Annotated in this window: 20 protein-coding genes and 1 pseudogene; 16 read left to right on the forward strand and 5 right to left on the reverse strand. The window is 53.5% G+C overall.

The window, feature by feature from the left end; translation table 11 throughout:
* Positions 1–12: 12 nt before the first annotated feature.
* Positions 13–2,778 carry a sigma-54-dependent transcriptional regulator gene (locus J4645_RS14930; protein WP_023214706.1) on the reverse strand — a complete coding sequence of 922 codons (2,766 nt, stop codon included), beginning with the start codon at positions 2,776–2,778 and terminating at the stop codon, positions 13–15.
* Positions 2,779–2,914: 136 nt separating this feature from the next.
* Here J4645_RS14930 and J4645_RS22260 point away from each other — a divergent pair.
* Positions 2,915–2,989 (forward strand): annotated as a pseudogene (locus J4645_RS22260) (GNAT family N-acetyltransferase); the annotation flags it as partial.
* A 111-nt stretch (positions 2,990–3,100) separates the two neighbouring features.
* Here the strand turns inward: J4645_RS22260 and tsr are convergent.
* The gene (tsr, locus tag J4645_RS14935; protein ID WP_000919521.1) at positions 3,101–4,762 is read right to left on the reverse strand and encodes a methyl-accepting chemotaxis protein; all 1,662 of its coding nucleotides are present in this window, start codon (positions 4,760–4,762) and stop codon (positions 3,101–3,103) included.
* A 366-nt stretch (positions 4,763–5,128) separates the two neighbouring features.
* Between tsr and btsT the strand changes: the two genes are divergently transcribed.
* From btsT to J4645_RS14970, 7 genes are all read left to right on the forward strand, one after another.
* On the forward strand, positions 5,129–7,279 hold the full coding sequence (btsT, locus tag J4645_RS14940) for a pyruvate/proton symporter BtsT (protein WP_000379929.1): 2,151 nt from the start codon (positions 5,129–5,131) through the stop codon (positions 7,277–7,279).
* A 94-nt stretch (positions 7,280–7,373) separates the two neighbouring features.
* Positions 7,374–7,577, forward strand: coding sequence for a YbdD/YjiX family protein (locus J4645_RS14945; protein WP_000460616.1), 204 nt, complete (start codon positions 7,374–7,376; stop codon positions 7,575–7,577).
* Positions 7,578–7,587: 10 nt separating this feature from the next.
* Positions 7,588–8,544: a GTPase gene (yjiA, locus tag J4645_RS14950; protein WP_000187838.1), complete on the forward strand. Its 957-nt coding sequence runs from the start codon at positions 7,588–7,590 to the stop codon at positions 8,542–8,544.
* 36 nt (positions 8,545–8,580) lie between these two features.
* On the forward strand, positions 8,581–9,396 hold the full coding sequence (locus J4645_RS14955; RefSeq protein ID WP_023214705.1) for an AraC family transcriptional regulator: 816 nt from the start codon (positions 8,581–8,583) through the stop codon (positions 9,394–9,396).
* Between the two features lie 47 nt (positions 9,397–9,443).
* Positions 9,444–10,085: a LysE family translocator gene (locus J4645_RS14960; RefSeq protein WP_000438685.1), complete on the forward strand. Its 642-nt coding sequence runs from the start codon at positions 9,444–9,446 to the stop codon at positions 10,083–10,085.
* Positions 10,086–10,379: 294 nt separating this feature from the next.
* A complete protein-coding gene (symE, locus tag J4645_RS14965) occupies positions 10,380–10,712 on the forward strand; it encodes an endoribonuclease SymE (RefSeq protein ID WP_001647389.1) in 333 nt (110 codons plus the stop codon).
* Between the two features lie 73 nt (positions 10,713–10,785).
* Positions 10,786–11,487 (forward strand): hypothetical protein, encoded by a 702-nt coding sequence (locus tag J4645_RS14970; RefSeq protein ID WP_208208988.1) that lies wholly within the window; start codon positions 10,786–10,788, stop codon positions 11,485–11,487.
* A 74-nt stretch (positions 11,488–11,561) separates the two neighbouring features.
* Here the strand turns inward: J4645_RS14970 and yjiS are convergent, their stop codons facing one another.
* Positions 11,562–11,726: a DUF1127 domain-containing protein YjiS gene (yjiS, locus tag J4645_RS14975; protein WP_000397917.1), complete on the reverse strand. Its 165-nt coding sequence runs from the start codon at positions 11,724–11,726 to the stop codon at positions 11,562–11,564.
* Here yjiS and J4645_RS14980 point away from each other — a divergent pair.
* The gene (locus J4645_RS14980) at positions 11,693–11,836 is read left to right on the forward strand and encodes a hypothetical protein (RefSeq protein WP_001647387.1); all 144 of its coding nucleotides are present in this window, start codon (positions 11,693–11,695) and stop codon (positions 11,834–11,836) included. The two genes, yjiS and J4645_RS14980, sit on opposite strands and share 34 nt — an antisense overlap.
* Positions 11,837–11,931: 95 nt before the next feature.
* Here J4645_RS14980 and J4645_RS14985 read toward each other — a convergent pair whose 3' ends face one another.
* Together J4645_RS14985 and J4645_RS14990 are read right to left on the reverse strand one after the other, a co-directional pair.
* Positions 11,932–13,302, reverse strand: a complete 1,371-nt coding sequence (locus J4645_RS14985; protein ID WP_001647386.1) for an NAD-dependent succinate-semialdehyde dehydrogenase — start codon at positions 13,300–13,302, stop codon at positions 11,932–11,934.
* Positions 13,303–13,482: 180 nt separating this feature from the next.
* Positions 13,483–14,436 (reverse strand): Rpn family recombination-promoting nuclease/putative transposase, encoded by a 954-nt coding sequence (locus J4645_RS14990; protein ID WP_023214704.1) that lies wholly within the window; start codon positions 14,434–14,436, stop codon positions 13,483–13,485.
* 478 nt (positions 14,437–14,914) lie between these two features.
* On the opposite strand from J4645_RS14990, the gene mdtM reads away from it, so the two are divergent.
* From mdtM to hypT, 7 genes are all read left to right on the forward strand, one after another.
* On the forward strand, positions 14,915–16,156 hold the full coding sequence (gene mdtM, locus J4645_RS14995) for a multidrug efflux MFS transporter MdtM (RefSeq protein WP_001188918.1): 1,242 nt from the start codon (positions 14,915–14,917) through the stop codon (positions 16,154–16,156).
* 86 nt (positions 16,157–16,242) lie between these two features.
* Positions 16,243–17,514 (forward strand): DUF445 domain-containing protein, encoded by a 1,272-nt coding sequence (locus J4645_RS15000; RefSeq protein ID WP_023214703.1) that lies wholly within the window; start codon positions 16,243–16,245, stop codon positions 17,512–17,514.
* A 219-nt stretch (positions 17,515–17,733) separates the two neighbouring features.
* Complete coding sequence (locus J4645_RS15005) at positions 17,734–18,918, forward strand: MFS transporter (protein WP_023214702.1); 1,185 nt, start codon at positions 17,734–17,736, stop codon at positions 18,916–18,918.
* 870 nt (positions 18,919–19,788) lie between these two features.
* On the forward strand, positions 19,789–20,460 hold the full coding sequence (locus tag J4645_RS15010; RefSeq protein ID WP_000068751.1) for a nucleoside recognition domain-containing protein: 672 nt from the start codon (positions 19,789–19,791) through the stop codon (positions 20,458–20,460).
* On the forward strand, positions 20,457–20,918 hold the full coding sequence (locus tag J4645_RS15015) for a YjiG family protein (protein WP_000211979.1): 462 nt from the start codon (positions 20,457–20,459) through the stop codon (positions 20,916–20,918). The genes J4645_RS15010 and J4645_RS15015 overlap by 4 nt, the downstream gene beginning before the upstream one ends.
* A 12-nt stretch (positions 20,919–20,930) precedes the next feature.
* Positions 20,931–22,103 (forward strand): beta-aspartyl-peptidase, encoded by a 1,173-nt coding sequence (gene iadA, locus J4645_RS15020; protein ID WP_023214701.1) that lies wholly within the window; start codon positions 20,931–20,933, stop codon positions 22,101–22,103.
* Positions 22,104–22,221: 118 nt separating this feature from the next.
* Positions 22,222–23,130 carry a hypochlorite stress DNA-binding transcriptional regulator HypT gene (gene hypT, locus J4645_RS15025; RefSeq protein WP_000383509.1) on the forward strand — a complete coding sequence of 303 codons (909 nt, stop codon included), beginning with the start codon at positions 22,222–22,224 and terminating at the stop codon, positions 23,128–23,130.

Raw genomic sequence — 23,130 nt, forward strand, 5'->3', positions numbered from 1 at the left:
AGAGAGGAATCGTTAAAACTGTTGATCTTGCTCGATAAGTTCTGTTTCGAAGGTCAGAATATTATGGATATAGCCAAGCTCGGCGGTGGGGATTTTGACACTGTAGTTACTCTCAATGACACTAAACGCTTCCCGTAGCCGATTCAGTTCCTGTTCCGGACACTGTTGTCCACTATAAGCAGTAATGCCCGCATGGCGGATCAGACGCTCAATCAGGCAACTAATATGCACATAGAGCGCCACCTTTCTTTCATTCGAGACGGTAACGCCCGCCAGATGCTCATAGCGCAGCAGAAACTGCTCAACGTGGTTGATGACTTTGCTGGTGTCGAGGATGGTGACGGATTCGATCACTCTTCGGAGCGAGAAGTTTTTCAGCAGCAGGTTATTGATCTCCGCCACCTGCTCCGGCGTGGTCAGCGAACCAAACAGCCGCATCAGATAGTGGTTCCCCTCGCCGGAGATCAGCGAGTCGAGCGAAATCCACGGCACGCTGGCGATGTGCGGGTCCAGAGTGCCGACTATCGCCAGTACGTCGTAGCGCATAAATACCGGCTCCTGGGTTTTATTGCTCGCCAGCATCGCATAATCGCAGGCGACGACGTCAATCTCCAGCGCCTGCGGAATACTGGCGCTCAGTAATGCGCAAAGATTAGTCGCCACACCGATACCGGTCGCGCAGGTAGTCAGTATGGCGCGCGGTTTGTTGCTTTTCGGCCAGTAGAGCTGATACTCGACCGGCACATCCCGGGCGATATCGCGGGCGATCTCTTCAATAAAATGCCCCTGTAAAATACGCTCCCCGACATACAGGGCCATGCTGGTCGATACGTTGTTGATAATCGTCACCGGCGTGGAAAGCGCGCGATCAAAATGACGATGAATGGCCTTGAGCGATCCCATATCCACCAGAATCATCAGGCCAGAGGCGAGCGGGTGCCCTTCCAGATAGCGCATCACCTGCTGCGCTATCGCCTCCGGCGTGACGTCCAACGGCATATCGAACGATTCAAAAATCGTATTTTTCAGTAACCGGTTGGCGACGTTGGCGATACTGCTGGCGGTGGCATAGCCGTGCGCCAGAATCACCGCATGCGTCACCTGTTTTTGGTTGTTAGCCCCCTGTTTATGCAGCCAAAGCGCCAGCAGCAGCATATCAATGCGTCTCGGCTCCAGATCCAGCTTCTGGCCCAGCGTCTCCAGAATTTGTAAACAGAAGCTGTACAGCAGCGGATATTTCTGGGCGAGGAAGGCGTCCAGTTGGCGGATCTGCTCGCTGTTGAGACGAGAAGGCGCCAGTGCGGTACGATGGATTAAATAGTGGCTAAGCGCGTAAATACAGTTGCCGTTAAGCTGCATATTGAAACGCTTCTCCAGACGATAAAACTCTTCCCGCACCTGGCTTGTAATTAACAGCAACCGCTGGGAGTGCACATTATCGTCGCCGGTAAAAATCAGACGATCGAAGAGAGCTTCAATTTCATCGCCCATTCTTTTTTGTACCGTCTCCCACCCCTCTTTCCCGCTACGTACCAGCTCGTACAGCGCCAGCACATGACACTGCGTATCATGGATCATGCCCTGCATCTCGTCGCGGGCGCGCAGCAGCCAGGTCAGGTTCGTGTCGGGCGAGATGCTCACCGGCGTGTCGTCCGCCAGCGATTCATTTAGTGACGGCAATGCCGACAGCATGGCATCCGGCAGATCGTGCAGCGACACGGTAACGGTTTCCTGCCCAGGCTTTTTCGCCCATGCCGTAGCCACCGCATACTTCACCACATTTTTCAGTTCGCCGACGTTGCCGCGATAAACATACTGATTGAGGATCTGCAACAAACGCGGTTTGAGGATAAGCGTGGCCGAGAGTTTTTTCGCCTCCGTCCAGAAAAACAGTAAGATCAGCGCCTCTTTTTCCTGGCGGCTGCGGTGCTGGAGATCCGGCAGGTTGACCTGAATCGGGATGCGCCGCAAAAATGTCGTCAGAAAGGTACTGTGTATCTCTTCGGTCGTCGCAAATACCAAACGTACCGAAACCGGATGCCCCTGCGCGGTGTCGCCTACCCGATAAATTTCACCACGATCGAGCCAGGTAAAGAGCTTCTCCTGCCCTTCGGCGCTCAGCCGGTGGACTTCATCCAGAAATAACATGCCGCCGTCAGCCGCCTCGAACGCGCCCGGTCTGTCGCTCTGCGCGCCGGTAAACGCGCCCTTCACATAGCCAAAAAGATTCGCCGCCAGCAGTTCGGGATTGCTCGCATACTGGGCGCAATTAAAACTGATAAATGGCGCATCCGGCGACAGAAGCGCCTGGGCGATGGCATATTCGTGCATGAGCTGCGCCAGATAACTTTTCCCGGTGCCGCTTTCGCCGGTCATCAGTAGCGGCAGTCCGCCGTCGGGATAAAACAGCGCGGTTTTCAGTTGCTCAATCGGGCGCTTCAGGCTTTCGTTATGGCCAATCAACAGGGAAAAGTGATCGTCCGGCGCGCACTCCTGTTCCCCGTGCGCTAACAGCTCCGCGACGCTGGCGTATTCATTACGCGAAAGGGTAAAAAACTGTTGGCTAAATGCCTGCTTATGCAGGAAATAGACGGGACGGGTATTGATTTTGCAGAGCACGCCCTGCGCCACCAGTTGGTTCAGATAATGGCTGGCGGTATTGCGCTGCATATTAAAACGCTGCGCCAGATAGCGCGCGGTAAACACCTCACTGACATTTTCCGGATCAAAAAAATCCGTTTGGTTCATCAGGAAAGCAAGCAGGGCATCTTTGCGCATCGTATCCTCTCACGATTATCACATCAGCAATTATGATGCCGCGAAACAAGGCTCTCCTGTCGTGCAATCTCTTGCTTTATTCATTTTTTGTGGATCACCGCACACCTTCACTCAACGTTGGATTAGCGCGCGATATCAGAAAAGAGAGGAGGAAGCGGCGCACGGCCTGGCGTATAAATCACGCTGCGCCATGCGCCTGATGCTGGTTTAAAATCGGCCTGCGCGGACTGCCAGGCCTGATAAGCGAAGCGCCATCAGGCAAAAGTGTGAGCATCTCATTCGGCCTACGGTCATCTGTAGGCCGACTGTTCACCATACGCCCTTAAAACGTTTCCCAATTATCGCTGCCATCGGCCACAGCGGCCTTTGGTGACGACACGGCTGCCGGGGTTTTTACCGCTGCCACTTCACGCGCACGCTGCTGTTGCTGTTGAATACGGAACACCGCGACGGCCTGGGTCAGACGGCTGGCTTGCTCTTCCAGCGCCGCAGCCGCGGCGGCGGATTCTTCCACCAGCGAGGCGTTCTGCTGCGTTACGCGATCCATCTCCGCTACCGCCAGGCCCACCTGGTCGATACCACGGCTTTGCTCGTCGGACGCCGAGGCAATCTCGCCCATGATATCGGTCACGCGGGTCACTGCATTGACGATCTCATCCATGGTTTCACCGGCGCTTTCGACCAGCGTCGAACCCACATCAACACGGCTCACGGAATCCTCAATCAGACTCTTGATCTCCCGTGCCGCCTGCGCGCTACGCTGGGCCAGATTACGGACTTCACCGGCCACCACCGCGAACCCGCGTCCCTGCTCGCCTGCGCGCGCCGCTTCTACCGCCGCATTCAGCGCCAGGATATTGGTCTGGAAAGCAATACCGTCGATTACGCTGATAATATCGGCGATTTTCTGCGAACTGGAGGCGATATCGCGCATTGTTTGTACGACGTTATCCACCACTTTGCCGCCTTTTTGCGCTGTTTCAGAGGCGCTCAATGCCAGGTGACTGGCCTGACGGGCGTTTTCGGCGTTCTGTTTCACGGTCGCGGTCAGTTGTTCCATACTGGCGGCGGTCTCTTCCAGAGACGCTGCCTGCTGCTCAGTACGGGAAGAGAGATCGTTGTTGCCCATCGCAATCTCGCTGGCGCCGCTGTAAATGGCGTTGGCGCCGTTGCGCACATCGCCCACGGTACGCACCAGTTCGCTCTGCATATGACGTAAGTTGTCCGCCAGTTGCCCCATTTCGTTAGAGCCTTCCACATCAATACGTTTCACCAGATCGCCGCTGGCGATATGGCGAATACTTTCAATCAGACGATTCATCGGGGCGATAAGCGACAGTTTGATGCCGAACCAGACGGCGATAATGACCACCAGAACGGCAATCAGCACACTGACCAGTACCCACATCGCCTGGTTGTAGGAACTGTTGTTATCCTCAACAGCAATATCGTACAGACGATCGTTTTGCTGCATATAGGCCATGTACTGCTTCTCAAAAGCGTCCTGATAGCTTTGAGTCGGTTGATCAAAAAACTCGTTAATCTTACCCGCGCCAAGAAGCTGAATAAGCTCCGCCAACGCGCCGTGGTAGATATCATAGGTTCGTTTGATCTCAAGGAAAGCCGCCTCACTCTGACGTGGATCGCGCGGTAACGACTCATACTGCGCCCAGTTTTTTTCGGTGAGCTTCAGCGCATTGGTCGCCCCCTGCATCAGTTCAGCGACAGTTGCGCCGCTGCCAATATTGCTCTGGTCCATCATCCAGCGGATACCCGCGCGATTCAGGGTATTACGCGTTTGCAACAGCTCCACCCAGGTTGAATTCAGGGCAGACTGCTGCTGACGAATGGTTTGCAATACGGTGAAGTTTTCTTTGTCATTCTTCAGCGAGTTGAAGAACAGCCCGCCGGATGTCAGTTGTAAAAGGCCAAATAGCGCCAATACCAGCAGTAAGCTGGTAACAATTTTAATTCGTTTTAACATGTTTTCTCTTTCCGCTAGACAGATACAGAATTTTCGGCCTGGAAAGGGAAAACTTTATGGGATGCGCGCCATTAATATCACGATTAGCTCAGTTAAGTCGTTATGACGCCCCGCGCAACAAGGATCGTCCCATTTTATATCGTGATCTCAATCACATAAAATAGTCCACGCCCTCCTCCGCGAAACCGCTTACCGGTACGTCCGACCGCTTAAACCGCCATACAACCACTCACTGATTTACCTAACTTTACGCGCGCGATGATCTGGCAAGATCCTCTCAGCATAGCAGTCAATCTACCTCCTCAAACACGAACTCAATGTCCACCCAGCTTCGGCTGATAATTAAACTTACAACCAGGTTTTACTATGGATACGAAAAAGATATTCAAGCACATACCCTGGGTGATTCTCGGAATCATCGGTGCTTTCTGCCTCTCGGTCGTTGCCCTACGTCGGGGTGAACACGTGAGCGCCCTGTGGATCGTGGTCGCTTCCGTTTCCGTCTATCTGGTGGCTTACCGCTACTACAGCCTGTATATCGCCCAGAAGGTCATGAAACTCGACCCGACGCGCGCGACGCCGGCGGTTATCAATAACGACGGCCTGAACTACGTGCCGACTAACCGCTACGTGCTGTTTGGTCACCACTTCGCCGCCATCGCCGGCGCAGGTCCGCTGGTCGGGCCGGTATTGGCCGCGCAGATGGGCTATCTGCCGGGGACGCTGTGGTTGCTGGCGGGCGTGGTGCTCGCGGGCGCAGTGCAGGACTTTATGGTGCTGTTCATCTCTTCCCGCCGTAACGGCGCCTCTCTTGGCGAGATGATCAAAGAAGAGATGGGTACCGTTCCAGGCACCATCGCGCTGTTCGGCTGCTTCTTAATCATGATCATCATCCTCGCGGTGCTGGCATTAATCGTGGTTAAAGCGCTGGCCGAAAGCCCGTGGGGCGTCTTCACCGTCTGCTCAACGGTGCCGATTGCGCTGTTTATGGGCATCTACATGCGCTTCCTGCGTCCGGGACGCGTAGGCGAAGTCTCCGTTATTGGTATCGTGCTGCTGGTGGCGTCTATTTACTTCGGCGGCGTGATTGCCCACGACCCGTACTGGGGCCCGGCGCTGACCTTTAAAGACACCACCATTACCTTCGCGCTGATCGGCTACGCCTTTGTTTCCGCGCTGCTGCCGGTATGGCTGATCCTCGCCCCGCGCGACTATCTCGCTACCTTCCTGAAAATCGGCGTGATCGTCGGTCTGGCGCTGGGGATTGTGATCCTCAACCCGGAACTGAAAATGCCGGCGTTGACGCAGTACGTCGACGGTACCGGCCCGCTGTGGAAAGGCGCTCTGTTCCCGTTCCTGTTCATCACCATCGCCTGTGGCGCCGTCTCTGGCTTCCACGCGCTCATCTCTTCCGGTACCACGCCGAAACTGCTGGCCTGTGAGACCGATGCGCGTTTTATCGGCTACGGCGCGATGCTGATGGAGTCCTTTGTTGCGGTGATGGCGCTGGTGGCGGCCTCGATCATTGAACCGGGTCTCTACTTCGCGATGAACACCCCGCCGGCAGGTCTGGGCATTACCATGCCAAACCTGCACGAGATGGGCGGCGAGAACGCGCCGCTGATTATGGCGCAGTTGAAAGACGTTACCGCACACGCGGCGGCGACCGTCAGCTCCTGGGGCTTTGTGATTTCCCCGGAACAAATCCTGCAAACTGCGAAAGATATCGGTGAACCGTCAGTATTGAACCGCGCAGGCGGCGCGCCAACGCTGGCAGTAGGTATCGCGCATGTGTTCCACAAAGTCCTGCCGATGGCGGATATGGGCTTCTGGTATCACTTCGGTATTCTGTTCGAAGCGCTGTTCATCCTGACCGCACTGGATGCGGGTACCCGTTCCGGCCGCTTTATGTTGCAGGATTTGCTGGGTAACTTCGTCCCGTTCCTGAAAAAAACCGATTCTCTGGTCGCGGGTATCATCGGTACCGCAGGCTGCGTCGGTTTGTGGGGCTATCTGCTGTATCAGGGCGTGGTCGACCCGCTGGGCGGCGTGAAGAGCCTGTGGCCGCTGTTCGGTATCTCAAACCAGATGCTGGCCGCCGTGGCGCTAGTGTTGAGCACCGTGGTACTGATCAAAATGCAGCGCACCAAGTACATCTGGGTAACGGTGATCCCGGCGGTATGGCTGCTGATCTGCACCACCTGGGCGCTGGGCCTGAAACTGTTCAGCGCCAACCCACAGATGGAAGGTTTCTTCTACATGGCAAACCTGTATAAAGAGAAGATTGCCAACGGCACCAACCTGACCGAGCAACAGATTGCCAACATGAACCATATCGTGGTGAACAACTACACTAACGCTGGTTTGAGTATTCTGTTCCTGGTGGTGGTGTACAGTATTATCTTCTACGGTTTCACCACCTGGATGAAGGTACGCAACAGCGATAAACGTACCGACAAAGAAACCCCGTATGTGCCCGTGCCGGAAGGCGGCGTGAAGATCTCTTCACACCACTAAAACTGATGCCGGGTAGCGCACAGCGATCCCGGCTAGTGTAGGCCGGATAAGGCGCAAGCCGCCATCCGGCTTTATTCATTAACAGGACGGCAGAATGTTTGATACTTTAGGTCAGGCAAAAAAATATCTCGGCCAGGCGGCAAAAATGTTGATTGGTATTCCGGACTACGACAACTATGTCGAGCACATGAAAACCAACCATCCCGACAAGCCGTACATGACCTATGAAGAGTTCTTCCGCGAACGTCAGCAAGCACGTTACGGCGGCGATGGCAAAGGCGGTATGCGCTGTTGTTAATGGAGAGACTATGACCCCGATTGCAGTTACCCTACTTACCGGTTTTCTTGGTGCCGGCAAAACCACCCTACTACGCCATATCCTCAACGAACAACATGGTTTTAAAATCGCCGTTATCGAAAACGAATTTGGCGAAGTCTCCGTTGACGATCAACTGATTGGCGATCGCGCCACACAGATCAAAACCCTGACTAACGGCTGCATCTGCTGTACCCGCTCCAACGAGTTGGAAGATGCGCTATTAGACCTGCTCGACAGCCGCGACCGCGGCGATATTGCTTTCGACCGCCTGGTAATTGAATGCACCGGCATGGCTGACCCCGGCCCGATTATTCAGACCTTTTTCTCCCATGACGTATTATGCGAACGCTACCTGTTAGACGGCGTGATTGCGCTGGTCGACGCGGTGCACGCTAACGAGCAGATGAACCAGTTCACCATCGCCCAGTCGCAGATAGGCTACGCCGACCGTATCCTGCTGACCAAAACCGACGTGGCAGGCGACAGCGAGAAACTGCGCGAGCGGCTGGCGCGTATCAACGCCCGCGCCCCGGTTTATACCGTGGTACACGGCGATATTGACCTGAGTCAGTTGTTTAATACCAGCGGCTTTATGCTGGAAGAGAACGTGCTGGCAAGCCAACCGCGTTTCCACTTTATTGCCGATAAACAGAACGATGTGTCGTCAATTGTGGTGGAGCTGGATTACCCGGTGGATATCAGCGAGGTTTCGCGGGTGATGGAAAACCTGCTGCTGGAATCAGCGGATAAACTGCTGCGTTACAAAGGGATGCTGTGGATCGACGGCGAACCCAACCGTCTGCTGTTCCAGGGCGTGCAGCGTCTCTACAGCGCCGACTGGGACAGACCGTGGGGCGACGAAACGCCGCACAGCACGCTGGTATTTATCGGGATCCAGTTGCCGGAAGACGAGATCAGAGCGGCATTTGCGGGGTTAAGGAAGTAAACGGGCGCAGAAAAGCCGGGCCGCACAGGAGATTGTATGCCCCTTATCCGAGATATTCACCAACGCTTCTGGCGTCTGCCACAACTGCCGTGGCTGGAGCTACGTACCACCAGTGAAAGCCGTCAGGCCTATAAGCGCCACAGCCACCCGCAACTGTCGCTGGGCGCAATTATCGCCGGAGAAACCCGCTGCATCAGTAACGGACAAGAGTATCTGTTACGCCCCGGCGAGCTGATCCTGATCCCCCCGCAATCTCCACACAGTTGTAACCCGCTCCACGAGCGACCACGCAGCTATCATATGCTGTATCTCGATGCGGACTGGTGCCTGACGCAGCTCCCCCATTTGCCGGCGAATAGCCGCCTGCATACCACGCAGCCACAGTTGCAGAACCCGCAGCTTTTCCAGCTTTATCAGCAAATTGTGACGTCTATTACTCAGCAGCAAACCGCCGGACTTCCGGCGCTTATTATCCACCTGTTGCGCGCCCTGCCGCTACAAAGCGCCGACGCCGAACCGCCATGCGCCATCAGCCGCCAGTTGGTTGCCCGCTTAGTCAGCAACCTTCAGGAACCGCCGACGCTGGACACACTGGCGCAGGAGTTTGCGCTCCGTAAGGAGACTCTGATTCGCACTTTTAAGCAGGATACAGGCCTGACTCCTGTCAGCTTTACCAATATGGCCCGCATTGAATATGCCCGGCACCGATTGCGCGCCGGGGACGATATTGCCGATGTTGCCTATCAGACCGGTTTCGCCGATCAAAGTCATTTCCACAAAACCTTCGTCAGCTACACGGCGGCAACGCCGCGTCAGTACGCGCAGAACAGATCAATATCCGACAATAAATAGCGCATCCGCAGGTATAGGCTGACCTCAGTATCATCACTGAGGTTACTATGGAACAGGTTACAACGTTATTTCCTCCGGCGTTTCCCGCACTGGCGCTGGCGCATTTTATGGCGCTGCTCAGCCCGGGTCCGGACTTCTTTTTGCTGGTCGGTTACGCCGTACGCTATCGGCTGCGCGGTAGCGTCGGGCTGTGCCTCGGCATTGCGGCGGGAAATGGGCTCTATATTCTGCTGGTGGTGATTGGGTCAGGGCTACTACGTCAGACGCCGCTGCTCTTTACCATCATCGAACTATTGGGTGCCGCCTACCTGCTATGGGTGGGCCGTCAACTGTTGAAAAGCCGCGCCGGGCCGCTGGAGTGGCGGTACGCCGCATCGGCATGTCCGTCACTGGCAAAACAACTATTACTGGGGCTAGGTTCATCGCTGTTGAATCCGAAAAATGCTCTGTTTTATCTGGCGCTAATGACCGCCCTGCTGGGCCCAAACGTGACCGTTACACAGCAGGCCATATGTGGAATCTGGATGACCAGCGTAGTGTTACTCTGGGATCTGCTGCTGATAACGCTTATCGCCCTGCCGCAAATTCAAGGTCGTCTGGGTAATCTTGTCTGGAAAATTGAACGCGCCGCCGGCGGCATTCTGATCGCCTTTGGCTGCTGGATTGTGTGGCAGTTCATTACAAGTTAAATCAATGAGGGGCAGATGAATAGGGTCTGCATCATTCGAACCCTTTCCTTCTTATAATGCCGACGCCGCCATAAATTAACCCACTCTCGGACACCAATAAAGTGGCTAAATAGCCGCTTTATTCTCATCACCAAATATAATATCACCTCTCATCCAGCGGCTTATTTTCATTGATTTTCAGCTGGACTTTTCTTTTATTTACTGATGATATATCCAGGTATTTAGCGCGGTGCGAGCGTGCGCCAACACGCCCGCACCGCTAATCACAATCCCTATTAAACAGGAATAGAGACCATGACTACCCCGCATTCTATTGCAGAATTCACCGATCCTGAAGTCTCCCCGACAAATAACCGTCACTTGACCGTGAGTTATGCGAGCCGCTACCCGGATTACAACCGTATTCCCGCTATTACCCTGAAAGGTCAGTGGCTGGAAGACGCCGGGTTTACCACCGGTACGCAGGTCGATGTAAAGGTGATGAACGGCTGTATTGTGCTCAGCGCACAGCAGCCGCAACCAGAAGAAAGCGATTTGATGCAGTCGCTGCGCCAGGTGTGCAAGCTATCGGCGCGTAAGCAAAAGCAGGTGCAGGCGTTTATCAGCGTGATGGCAGGATCTAAGTAAATACATAAAATAAGCTGGCAAAGAACCCTTGCCAGCTTTAATTATAATTAATATCAATGATTGAAGGGAAACCATGCAGCTAAAAGTAAAAGAAAACATTACGCTTTGGAGAAATGAAGGATTAATTTTTTATATCATCCTGGGATTTCTATGTACTTTATTTATGGAGGTCAATGCACTATTACCATACTATCTTCAGCAAAGTATATTTTTCGAAACGCTGATGAATTACATGGTCTTCAATACGTTATTTTCGCTTGCCTTATGTGAGATTTTTTTTGCGATGCTGGTAGTTGTTTGTAATAACACTAAACTAGAGAAGCTTACAAATAATATTTTGAAAGAGTTACATAAAAGAATTATGCAAGGTTCTTTCGTTATATCCTTCTTATCTTTCGGAATATCTCTATTTTGTATGATGGCATTCTGTATTGGTTCGCTGATAATAAATAATAATTACTATGGAAAACATGCCATGAATTTTGCTTACCCATTTGTTTTATTTCTATCCTTCCCTTATCTTATACATAAATGTATAACAATCCTGTGTACTCAATTAAAAGGATTTCCTAAAAGCAAAATTCATGCAGCCATAATAATGTTACTGATAATTGCAGCCGCCATTATCATTCCATGCATATTTAACAAAAAAGAAAAAATGACTATAACCATTGATAAGGAAAAATATCATGCAATTGAGCAAAAAACTAAGGTAAAACCAGAAAAATATATTGAGAAAAAGATTAATGATATTAATATTAATGATATAAAATAGTGAGCACGCATAACATAAGGGCATAGTAATATATCATAAAATCCTTTAACTACTATTGCCCTTGAATAGATCCACTATTCCACATCCTTCCTTTCCAACCCGATATCCCTTAACTGCTCGTCACTCATTCGCCGCAGCGCCTGACAGGCCCGCTTACGCAGCCACCACCTTTTTAGCGCCCGTCTGAGCTGCACAAAGCCAATGAATGGTTGTCTGGGGCGGTTCTCGTAAAATTCCATACCGGCCTCCGCATAGAACAGAAAATGCGGGCATCATGAATGTCTGTACAAACAATACCGGGATAAAAAGCACGGTTAGTACAACGTGGATAAATAAGGAGGGCAATTGAGGGGGTTTTGTTCGCTTATTTCGTTCTGATTTAAGATCCGCGTCCTTCGCTGCAAAAAAGCCAGGCCCCTCCCGTTTTCAGAGGGGCAACAGGGATTAGCGGCGCACCACTACCAGCTTCTGGTTCACAAACTCCTTAATCCCCAGATCCGATAGCTCGCGTCCGAAGCCCGAACGCTTAACGCCGCCGAACGGCAGCTCCGCTGCGGTGTCGGTCAGCCAGTTGATATAAACCATCCCGGTTTCAATCCGGGAGGCCATGCGTTTAGCACGCTCAATATCCTGACTAAACACCGCGCCGCCCAGACCGTAGTGGGAATCGTTGGCGAGCTTTACCGCCTCGTCATCGTCTTTCACCACATACATCTGCGCCACCGGGCCGAAGAACTCTTCAAAGTACGCCGGATTGTCACGCGTAATGTGGGTCAGAATGGTCGGCTCAAAGAAGTTGCCTTTGCTTTCCAGCGGCTTGCCGCCAACGTGCAGCGTCGCGCCATTTTTCACCGCTTCCTCGACCTGTCTGGTCAATGTTTCCAGCGCATCTTTCGACGACAGCGGCCCCAGTTCGGTAGAAGCGTCCATCTGATCCCCCACCTTCACCTTCCTGAACGCCTCGGTGAACTGGCTGAGGAATTGATCGGCGATTTTCTCATGCAGGATAAAGCGCTTCGCCGCCGTACATACCTGCCCCGCATTAGTGAGCCGTGCCTGTACGCCAATTTTCACCGCTTTCTCAAGGTCGGCATCGTCCAGCACGACGAACACATCGTTCCCGCCCAGTTCCAGCGTCGATTTTTTAATGTGCTTCGCCGCCTGTGCCGCCACGGCGCTCCCCGCTTTTTCAGATCCGGTCAGCGCCGCGCCCTGCACGCGCGGGTCGGCGATGATGTTCGCCACCTGATCGGAGGAAATAAACAGGTTGGTCCATGCGCCGTCCGGCGCGCCAGCTTCACGCACCAGATGGGCAAACGTCTCGGCACAGTGCGGTACGATGCTGGCATGTTTCGCCAGCACCGGGTTACCTGCGGCCAGGTTCGGCGCCAGCACACGCATCAACTGATAGTACGGGAAGTTCCACGGCTCAACGGCCATGATGACGCCAATCGGATGATGTTCTACCCACGCGTCGCCAAACTCGGTTTTATAAGGCACCGGGGCAAGAAACTGCTTCGCGTTATCCGCATAATAGCGAGCGATCTGCGCGCACAGTTTGACTTCGCCACGGCTCTGCTCGATGAGCTTACCCATCTCCTGGCTGGCGATTTTTGCCAGTTCTTCAACACGGCTGTCGATCAAGTCAGCCAGTTTATGCAGTACCGGCAGACGTTGGTCAATCTCTCCTTTGGACCAGTCGGAGTGATAGAGCGCGTCAGCTTTTTGCAGCGCGGCTTCAATATCCGCGTCCGTGTCCGGGGGATACTCTTTAATGAGCTGATTATTGGCAGGATTCACTGTCTGGTAAGCCATATCACATGTCTCCTTGTTATCGTCATTAAGGCAGCCGTAAATGCCGCTCAGAACAATAAGGGTAGTAGAGATGGCTGGCGCTATCGGTAAAGTTCGGTATATTCGTGCGGTTATCAGCGATAATTATAGAGAGCGTTGCCCGGCGATCACCGGGCCTGCAACATTCAGACTGGAACCGCGTTAGTGGCTAACATCCTGAAGCTCTTCAGCCGTAAGGCCGGTGAACCGCTGGACAGTCTCGCGGTCAAGTCCGTCCGCCAGCATCTGTCTGGCGATACGCAATGCGGCAACACGCTGACCTTTTTCCAGCCCTTTTTCCAGCCCTTCCTCCAGACCAACCTGTCTTCCTTGCCGTTCCCCTTTTCTGCGATCCGCTGCGCGGATCCTCTCTATCAGCGTCATCAGTCTCTCCTTAGTGTGCGGGACATGCCCTACCACATCACGAATAAACGTGGTGAAACGAGGCGTATGTCCGTGCTGAATCATAAGATAATTAAACAGCGCTTTAAGCTGCCTGTCATTAGCGCAACCAGTAACTAACAGCGAAGCAATCCGTTCAACCAGTCCCAGCAGGTCGCGCTGGCGGATATGTTTTTGGATGAGCTCCAGCAGCGCAATGCGGCGGTGCTGCATAATGTCATCATCCGATACCACCGTAGTGTCGACCAGCGGAAAGGCAGCGGCATAGAGTCTTCTTGCCACTTCCGGGTTCGCAAACTCATCCAGCCAGCACAGCGAAAAAGGATACGGGCTATCAACACCGTGATAAAACAGCATCGGCACCACCAGCGGAAGATGCTTATGCCCCGCATCCAGATGCTGCTGCATCGCCGCCATCGCATACCGCATCAGCCGAAACGCCATATGCGCATCCGGCGTGCTCTGATGTTCAATCACGACATAGATATAACCGTCGCCCTCGCGCGTTTTCAGCGACCAAAGCACATCGGAATAATAGGCTCGCAGATTTTTTTCAATAAAACTGCCGGGTTCCAGCTTTAGCGTCCGCAGGTCGCAAAGCTGGCGTAACGACACCGGCAGATGAATCTCCATAAAATCGCGGGCGGTTTCCGGGTGGCGCAAAAAGGTTTTAAACACCGCATCATGCGGTGTTGAGGTCGTCGATTTTTTCATGGCGCTCCATCACCCCAAACCAGGATGCTGCGACTCTACCTCCTGAAAATTCCTTTCTCATCCGTACCTTTTCAGCATTGCGAGGCGCGACGGAAGATAAATCCTGTTATCTGTAATGCACATGCATTTTCGGAACTGAACACGCAAAACGCCAGTCTGCGCGCCCTGCCTTTATCTTTATTAACCAAACAAACTCTTTTGATTAACATCAAAATTTAATTACACTTAATGTGTATATTTTCCGTGCAACGTAAATTTCCCGAGGTGTGATGTGCTGATTGTTATCTGTAATCGCCACACGTTCTGACGAGATGCAGAACGCGTCTCTTCCTGTCTGTGTTTTCACCGGCAGCGTTTTTGATTACATGAAATTCAGTACATCCGCAGCCGCTGTTTCCATCGCCAGCCTGACGTCACGATGACGGTATTGAGTTTCGCTGTCCCATCATGGGGTTCTCCGACATGGAGCGCATTTTTTATGCAACGGATTATTCAGTTTTTCTCCCAACGCGCCACAACGTTATTTTTCCCGATGGCGCTGATTTTGTACGATTTTGCCGCCTATCTGACGACGGATCTGATTCAGCCTGGCATCATTAACGTCGTGCGCGATTTTAATGCTGACGTCAGTCTTGCGCCGGCCTCGGTCAGTCTCTATCTGGCGGGAGGAATGGCGTTGCAATGGCTTCTGGGGCCGCTATCCGACAGGATTGGCCGCCGGCCAGTGCTGATCGCAGGGGCATTAATTTTTACTCTCGCCTGCGCGGCAACGCTGTTGACGACCTCAATGACGCAGTTTCTGGTTGCCCGTTTTGTGCAGGGCACCAGCATTTGCTTTATCGCAACGGTCGGCTACGTCACGGTACAGGAGGCTTTCGGTCAAACCAAAGCCATTAAGCTGATGGCGATTATTACCTCCATTGTGCTGGTCGCTCCGGTTATCGGCCCGCTCTCCGGCGCCGCGCTGATGCACTTCGTTCACTGGAAGGTGCTGTTCGGTATTATTGCGGTGATGGGACTGTTGGCGTTGTGCGGCCTGCTGCTGGCGATGCCAGAAACGGTGCAACGCGGCGCGGTGCCGTTCAGTGCGGTGAGCGTACTGCGCGATTTTCGTAATGTGTTTCGCAACCCGATTTTTCTCACCGGGGCGGCGACGCTGTCGTTGAGCTATATCCCGATGATGAGCTGGGTGGCGGTGTCGCCGGTGATCCTGATCGATGCCGGCGGGATGAGTACTTCGCAATTCGCCTGGGCGCAGGTGCCCGTATTCGGCGCGGTGATCGTGGCCAATATGATCGTTGTGCGCCTGGTGAAAGATCCAACCCGACCGCGTTTTATCTGGCGCGCCGTACCAATCCAGTTAAGCGGGCTGGCGACATTGCTCCTCGGTAATCTTCTTCTGCCGCACGTCTGGCTTTGGTCTGTGCTGGGCACCAGCCTGTACGCGTTCGGCATTGGCATGATTTTCCCGACGCTGTTTCGCTTCACGCTTTTCTCCAACAACTTGCCAAAAGGGACGGTTTCGGCCTCGCTGAACATGGTGATTCTGACGGTGATGGCGGTGTCGGTCGAAGTTGGCCGCTGGCTGTGGTTTCACGGCGGGAGACTGCCGTTTCACCTGCTGGCAGCGGTGGCCGGGGTGATTGTGGTCTTCACCCTGGCGACATTATTACAGCGCGTGCGCCAGCATGAGGCGGCAGAACTGGCCGCTGAGAAGTAACTACTCTGCCGGATAGAGGCTTATCCGGCACAGGATAATCTGATGTTTTTTGCACGTTCCTGCCGTCTGGCTCTATCCTTAACCCTATGAATAAAATCGCCGAACTCAAACGCGCCAAACGCCTGGCGCTCTCACTGTTGCTGATAGCCGCCGCGACGTTTGTAACCACGCTTTTCCTGCCGCCCAGTTTCTGGGTGCTGGGCGTAAAAGCTATTGCCGAAGCGGCGATGGTTGGCGCGCTGGCGGACTGGTTTGCCGTGGTGGCACTATTTCGCCGCATTCCCATTCCGTTTATTTCACGACATACGGCGATTATTCCCCGTAATAAAGACCGAATCGGCGAAAATCTTGGGCAATTTGTGCAGGAGAAGTTCCTTGATACGCAGTCGCTGATCGCGCTAATCCGCCGCCATGAACCCGCGCTGCTTATCGGAAACTGGTTCAGCCAGCCGGGCAACGCCAGCCGGGTCGGGCAGCATCTGCTGCAAATTATGAGCGGCTTTCTGGAACTAACCGATGACGCCCGTATTCAGCGGCTGCTCAAGCGAGCGGTACATAAAGCGATTGATAAAGTGGATCTTTCCGGCACCAGCGCCCTGATGCTGGAAAGCATGACCAAAAACGATCGTCACCAAGTGTTACTCGATACGCTGATCGCCCAGCTTATCGCCCTGTTACAGCGTGACAGTTCCCGAACATTTATCGCCAGACAGATCATACACTGGCTGGAGACCGAGCATCCGTTAAAAGCGAAGATTCTGCCGACCGAATGGCTGGGAGAACACAGCGCTGAACTGGTCTCCGACGCGGTAAATTCTCTGCTGGATGATATCAGTCACGACCGCGCGCATCAGATTCGTCATGCCTTCGATCGCGCGACGTATAAGCTGATCGATAAACTTAAACATGATCCGGAAATGGCTGCCCGGGCAGAAAACATTAAAAGTTACCTGAAGGAAGATGAGGCGTTTAACCGTTATCTCGGCGAGATCTGGGCGGATCTACGTCAGTGGTTAAAAACAGATATCAACGCCGAAGACTCGAAGGTAAAGCAGCGCATCGCTCATGCCGGACAATGGTTTGGCGAGACGCTGATCGCCGACGACGCATTACGCGCCTCGCTTAACGGTCATCTGGAACAGGCCGCGCACCGCGTCGCACCGGAATTCGCCGCCTTCCTGACGCGCCACATCAGCGATACCGTAAAAGGCTGGGATGCGCGCGATATGTCGCAGCAGATTGAGCTTAATATCGGTAAAGATTTGCAGTTTATCCGCGTGAACGGCACGCTGGTCGGCGGCGCTATCGGTCTGGTGTTATATTTACTGTCGCAAATACCGGCACTGCTCAGTATCTAAGAAGGGGAAGGCGCAATTCTCGTTCAGATTAACTGCCAAACCCCGCACGTGGGAGGCATTAATTTAATGCTATTTCCCACCGATGCCCCTCTTCTCAATCCGTTATTCGCCTGCGCTTCACTTTCTTTTCTTGCAAATTTGAAACATTAATTTTACTTTTTATTATCATTTACAACAACAATCCGGCATTCCTGCCTTACTTTAGCAAAGAGAAAAACCATGGTTCATGCTCAGAGCGCTTCACCTCGCCATCCCATTTTTACGGCGCTTTTCGGTATGGTGGTATTGACGCTGGGGATGGGAGTTGGCCGCTTTCTGTATACGCCCATGCTGCCGGTAATGCTGGCGGAAAAGCAGCTAACGTTTAACCAACTCTCCTGGATTGCCAGCGCCAATTATGCAGGGTACCTGGCGGGAAGCTTACTGTTTTCCTTTGGCCTTTTTCATCTCCCCTCTCGTCTACGCCCCATGCTGCTGGCTTCGGCGGTCGCCACCGGTATTCTTATTCTGTCTATGGCGATATTTACTCAGCCCGCGGTCGTCATGTTGGTGCGCTTCCTGGCAGGCGTCGCGAGTGCGGGAATGATGATTTTTGGATCAATGATTGTGTTGCATCATACCCGCCATCCGTTTGTGATCGCCGCGCTCTTTTCCGGCGTCGGGGCCGGGATTGCACTGGGCAACGAATATGTCATTGGCGGTTTACATTATGCGCTTTCGGCCCATTCGCTATGGCTGGGGGCCGGAGCGCTCGCCGGTATATTGCTATTAATCGTGGCAATGTTGACTCCCCCCCGCGCTCATGCGCTGCCGCCTGCGCCCTTAGCAAGAATCGAAAATCAGCCTATGCCCTGGTGGCAACTGGCGCTGTTGTACGGTTTCGCCGGATTCGGCTACATCATTGTCGCTACCTATTTGCCGCTGATGGCGAAAAGCGCGGGCTCTCCGCTACTCACGGCGCACCTTTGGTCGTTGGTCGGCCTGGCGATCATTCCCGGCTGCTTCGGCTGGCTGTGGGCGGCAAAACATTGGGGCGTCCTGCCATGCCTGACCGCGAACCTGTTGATCCAGAGCGCCTGCGTGCTGCTGTCTCTCGCCAGCGACTCGTTGTTGCTGTTAATACTGAGCAGTATTGGTTTTGGCGCCACGTTTATGGGCACAACCTCGCTGGTGATGCCGCTTGCCCGACAGCTCAGCGCGCCGGGCAATATTAATTTATTAGGCCTGGTGACGCTAACGTATGGTATTGGGCAAATTCTCGGTCCGCTCGCCGCCAGTCTGTCAGGCAATGGCGCGTCGGCAATTATCAACGCCACGCTTTGCGGCGCCGCGGCGCTCTTTTTTGCCGCGCTGATCAGCGCCGCGCAGCAGATAAAACAAAAACGGTTTGTGATACGTGAATAAGCGGTAGAGTAAACTCGCGCTCTCCGCACCGGGTTGTATCTTTAACGCTATTCGCGGCGCAATGCGGATCTGTTTTTAATAGCACATCCTCAACACGTTATTTCAAGTTAAAAATGACACTAAAAACCATGCTTATTTTATGGTTTTTGGTGTTATCAATCTGCCTATTATTTTATATACCCTTCATACTTCAAGTGGATTATGTGTTGGCTACGGATTACCCGGCCCATCCATAGGCCTCGCCCTGACGGGCCGTTGCTCACCCCAGTCACATCGTTATCTATGCTCCTGGGGACTCACTCCCTTGCCGCCTTTAAGCAACTCGAATTATTTTGGGTATATATACCATTATGATGATTATCGCGCCCTTTCAAATCATCACAATTATAAATAAATCACATCATGAAATTAATTAGATGATTCGTTTTTTATTACCTGCCCGTAGGATTCTTAGGACGCAAACTGACCCATCAGCGGCTACTGACCTGACCGTGACAATTCCTCTTAAGGCGTGAAAAATTACAGTAAAAAGTAAAATTTAGGTTAAAAAATCCTATTTTTTAACAACGATAATTAAGTGGCGTGAAATTGACTAACGTCAAATTTATTTCCTCTTTTTCCTGCTCCCGGCTCCGGCCTGCGTCAACACCTGTTTCTTTGCTTTTTTACCTCGCGTTATACCGTCCACGGTTCCCCGCGCCTCCGGCAGTAGCGAGGATGGTGATTTTTCGCGCTGCCATGCAAGAAACGCATAGCACGATACATACTTGCATTTTGTCCTTACCCTTATGGCTGATAAGGTCTTTCTGTTTCGGGCTTTTTGGCCTGTGGCTACAACCAACACATCATCAAAAAAATTCGGGGATCGCTATGGCGCAACAAGTGGACGGGGCGGCCATGCCGCTTGATACAGAAAAGGTCGGGATAAAGGGATACCTGGCGTTTTTTCTCACCATTATTTTCTTTTCCGGCGTATTTTCCGGAAGCGAAGGCTGGTGGCGCGTTTTTGATTTTACCGTACTCAACGGGTCATTCGGTCATGTGACCGGTACGCAGACCTTTCGCGGCGCGGGCGGAACGGGCGCGAAAGATGGCTTCCTTTTTGCGCTGGAGCTGGCACCGTCGGTTATCCTTTCTCTGGGTATCATCGCGATTACGGATGGACTGGGCGGTCTGCGGGCGGCGCAGCAATTGATGACACCCATCCTGAAACCATTGCTTGGCATTCCCGGCATTTGCTCACTGGCGCTGATCGCCAACCTGCAAAATACCGACGCCGCGGCGGGTATGACCAAAGAGCTGGCGCAGGAAGGCGAAATCACAGAACGCGATAAAGTGATTTTTGCCGCCTGGCAGACCAGCGGCAGCGCTATTATCACCAACTATTTCTCCTCCGGCGTTGCGGTATTCGCCTTTCTGGGAACGTCAGTCATCATTCCGCTGGTGGTCATTCTGCTATTCAAATTTATCGGCGCAAACCTTTTGCGCATCTGGATTAACATCGAAGAACGCCGTAACCCTGCGCAAGGAGCCCAATCATGACGACTCAGGTACGTAAGAATGTCATGGATATGTTTATCGATGGCGCACGCCGCGGTTTTACCATCGCCACGACCAACCTGTTACCCAATGTCGTCATGGCATTTGTCATTATTCAGGCGCTGAAAATTACCGGTCTGCTCGACTGGGTAGGCCATATCTGCCAGCCCGTGATGGCGTTGTGGGGGCTTCCCGGCGAAGCGGCTACGGTACTTCTGGCTTCGCTGATGAGTATGGGCGGCGCCGTTGGCGTGGCGGCCAGTCTGGCTACCGCCGGCGCGCTAAGTGGCCACGATGTTACCGTACTACTGCCAGCCATTTACCTGATGGGAAACCCGGTACAGAATGTCGGCCGCTGTCTCGGTACTGCCGAAGTCAACGCCAAATATTACCCGCATATTATCGCAGTCTGCGCCATCAATGCGCTGCTGTCGATCTGGGTCATGCAGCTTATTGTTTAATAAGGAGTTATCATGCCTGATTTATCCGCCGCGGAGTTTACCTTGTTACAGGGTGCGCACCTGTTTGCGCCAGAAGACCGGGGCATCTGTGATGTTCTACTCGCGAATGGCAAAATTATTGCCGTCGGCGCTGACATCCCCGGCGATATCGTACCGGACTGTGCGGTGATTAATCTTAGCGGTCGTATGCTGTGCCCGGGTTTTATCGACCAACACGTTCATCTGATCGGCGGCGGCGGCGAAGCGGGGCCGACGACGCGGACGCCGGAAGTCTCCCTGAGCCGCCTGACGGAAGCTGGGATAACAACGGTCGTCGGCCTGCTTGGCACCGACTCCGTTAGCCGTCATCCCGCGTCGCTGTTAGCCAAAACGCGAGCGCTAAATGAGGAGGGGATCACCGCCTGGATGCTCACGGGCGCTTATCACGTTCCGTCGCCGACCATTACTGGCTCGGTAGAAAAAGACGTCGCGCTGATCGATCGCGTCATTGGCGTGAAATGCGCAGTCTCCGACCACCGTTCCGCCGCGCCCGGCGGGAATCAACTCGCCAGCATGGCCGCCGAATCACGCGTTGGCGGCCTGCTGGGCGGCAAACCCGGTGTCAGCGTTTTTCATATGGGCAGCAGCAAAAAAGGGTTACAGCCGCTGTATGACATCCTGGAACACAGCGACGTGCCGATCGGTAAACTGCTGCCTACCCACGTCAACCGTAGCGAATCTCTTTTCGAGCAGGCGCTGGCGTTTGCGCTTAAAGGCGGCGTGATCGACATTACCTCCAGTATCCCGGATCCCGTCGCGCCGGCGGAGGGCATTGCCAGAGCGGTAAAAGCCGGCGTCCCGCTTTCCCGGGTGACGCTCAGTTCAGACGGCAACGGCAGCCAGCCGCTATTTGACGCTGCCGGAAATCTGACGGGCATCGGCGTCGCGGGCTTCGAAAGTTTGCTGGAGACGTTGCAGACGCTGGTTAACCACTACGGATTCAGCCTGACCGATGCTCTGCGTCCGCTGACGACCAGCGTAGCCGCCTTCCTCAGTCTGGACGGCAAAGGCGAAATCCGTCCCGGTAACGATGCGGATCTGCTCGTCTTTAGCGCAGATTTACGCATTGAGCAGGTGTATGCGCGCGGCAAACGCATGGTCAATGAGGGGAAAGCCTGCGTAAAAGGTACCTTTGAACCGGCGTAATTCCCGCTAGTTTCAGACTGCCCCATCACGGCATTCTGAAAGAGGACGGGATAAGCGGTTGTCAGCCGCCCGAATGGACGTAGAATGCCCTTTCGGGCGGCTGACAGGATAACGGTAAATGGATGTAACTGGAGCAGGTTTGCACAATATTGAGACAAAATGGCTGTATGATTTTCTGACGCTGGAAAAGTGCCGCAATTTCTCTCAGGCCGCCATTATCCGCAACGTATCGCAACCCGCTTTTAGCCGGCGGATTCGCGCCCTGGAACATGCCGTGGGCGTTGAACTGTTTAACCGACAGGTCTCGCCGCTACAGCTTTCCGAACAGGGTAAAATCTTTCACTCCCAGGTTCGCCACCTGTTACAGCAACTGGAAAGTAATCTGACCGAACTGCGCGGCGGCAGCGATTATACGCTGCGTAAAATCAAGATTGCCGCCGCCCACTCGCTCTCCCTCGGCCTGTTGCCGACCATCGTTAAGCAGATGCCGACGCAGTTTACCTACGCCGTTGAGGCGATAGATGTCGACCAGGCGGTGGATATGTTACGTGAGGGACAAAGCGATTTTATCTTTTCTTATCACGATGAAAACCTGCAACAAGCGCCGTTTGATAACATCCGCCTGTTTGAGTCGAGACTGTTTCCGGTTTGCGCCAACAATGGCCGGGGCGAGCCGCGCTATACGCTTGAGCAGCCGCACTTTCCCCTGCTTAATTACAGTCAGAACTCCTATATGGGCCGGCTGATAAATCGTACCCTGACTCGCCATGCTGAACTGAGTTTCAGTACATTTTTCGTCTCTTCGATGAGTGAATTGTTAAAACAGGTTGCGATGGACGGCTGCGGAATCGCCTGGTTGCCCGAGTATGCTATCCGTCAGGAGATTACTGACGGGCGCCTGATCGTGCTTGATGCCGACGAACTGGTTATCCCGATCCAGGCTTATGCTTATCGCATGAATACCCGCATGAGTCAGGTAGCCGAAACATTTTGGCGCGACCTGCGTGGGCTTCAGGCCGCACTGTAA

The organism is Salmonella sp. 32082101201600294FB01SM01 (assembly GCF_017572865.1).
Lineage (GTDB): Bacteria > Pseudomonadota > Gammaproteobacteria > Enterobacterales > Enterobacteriaceae > Salmonella > Salmonella enterica.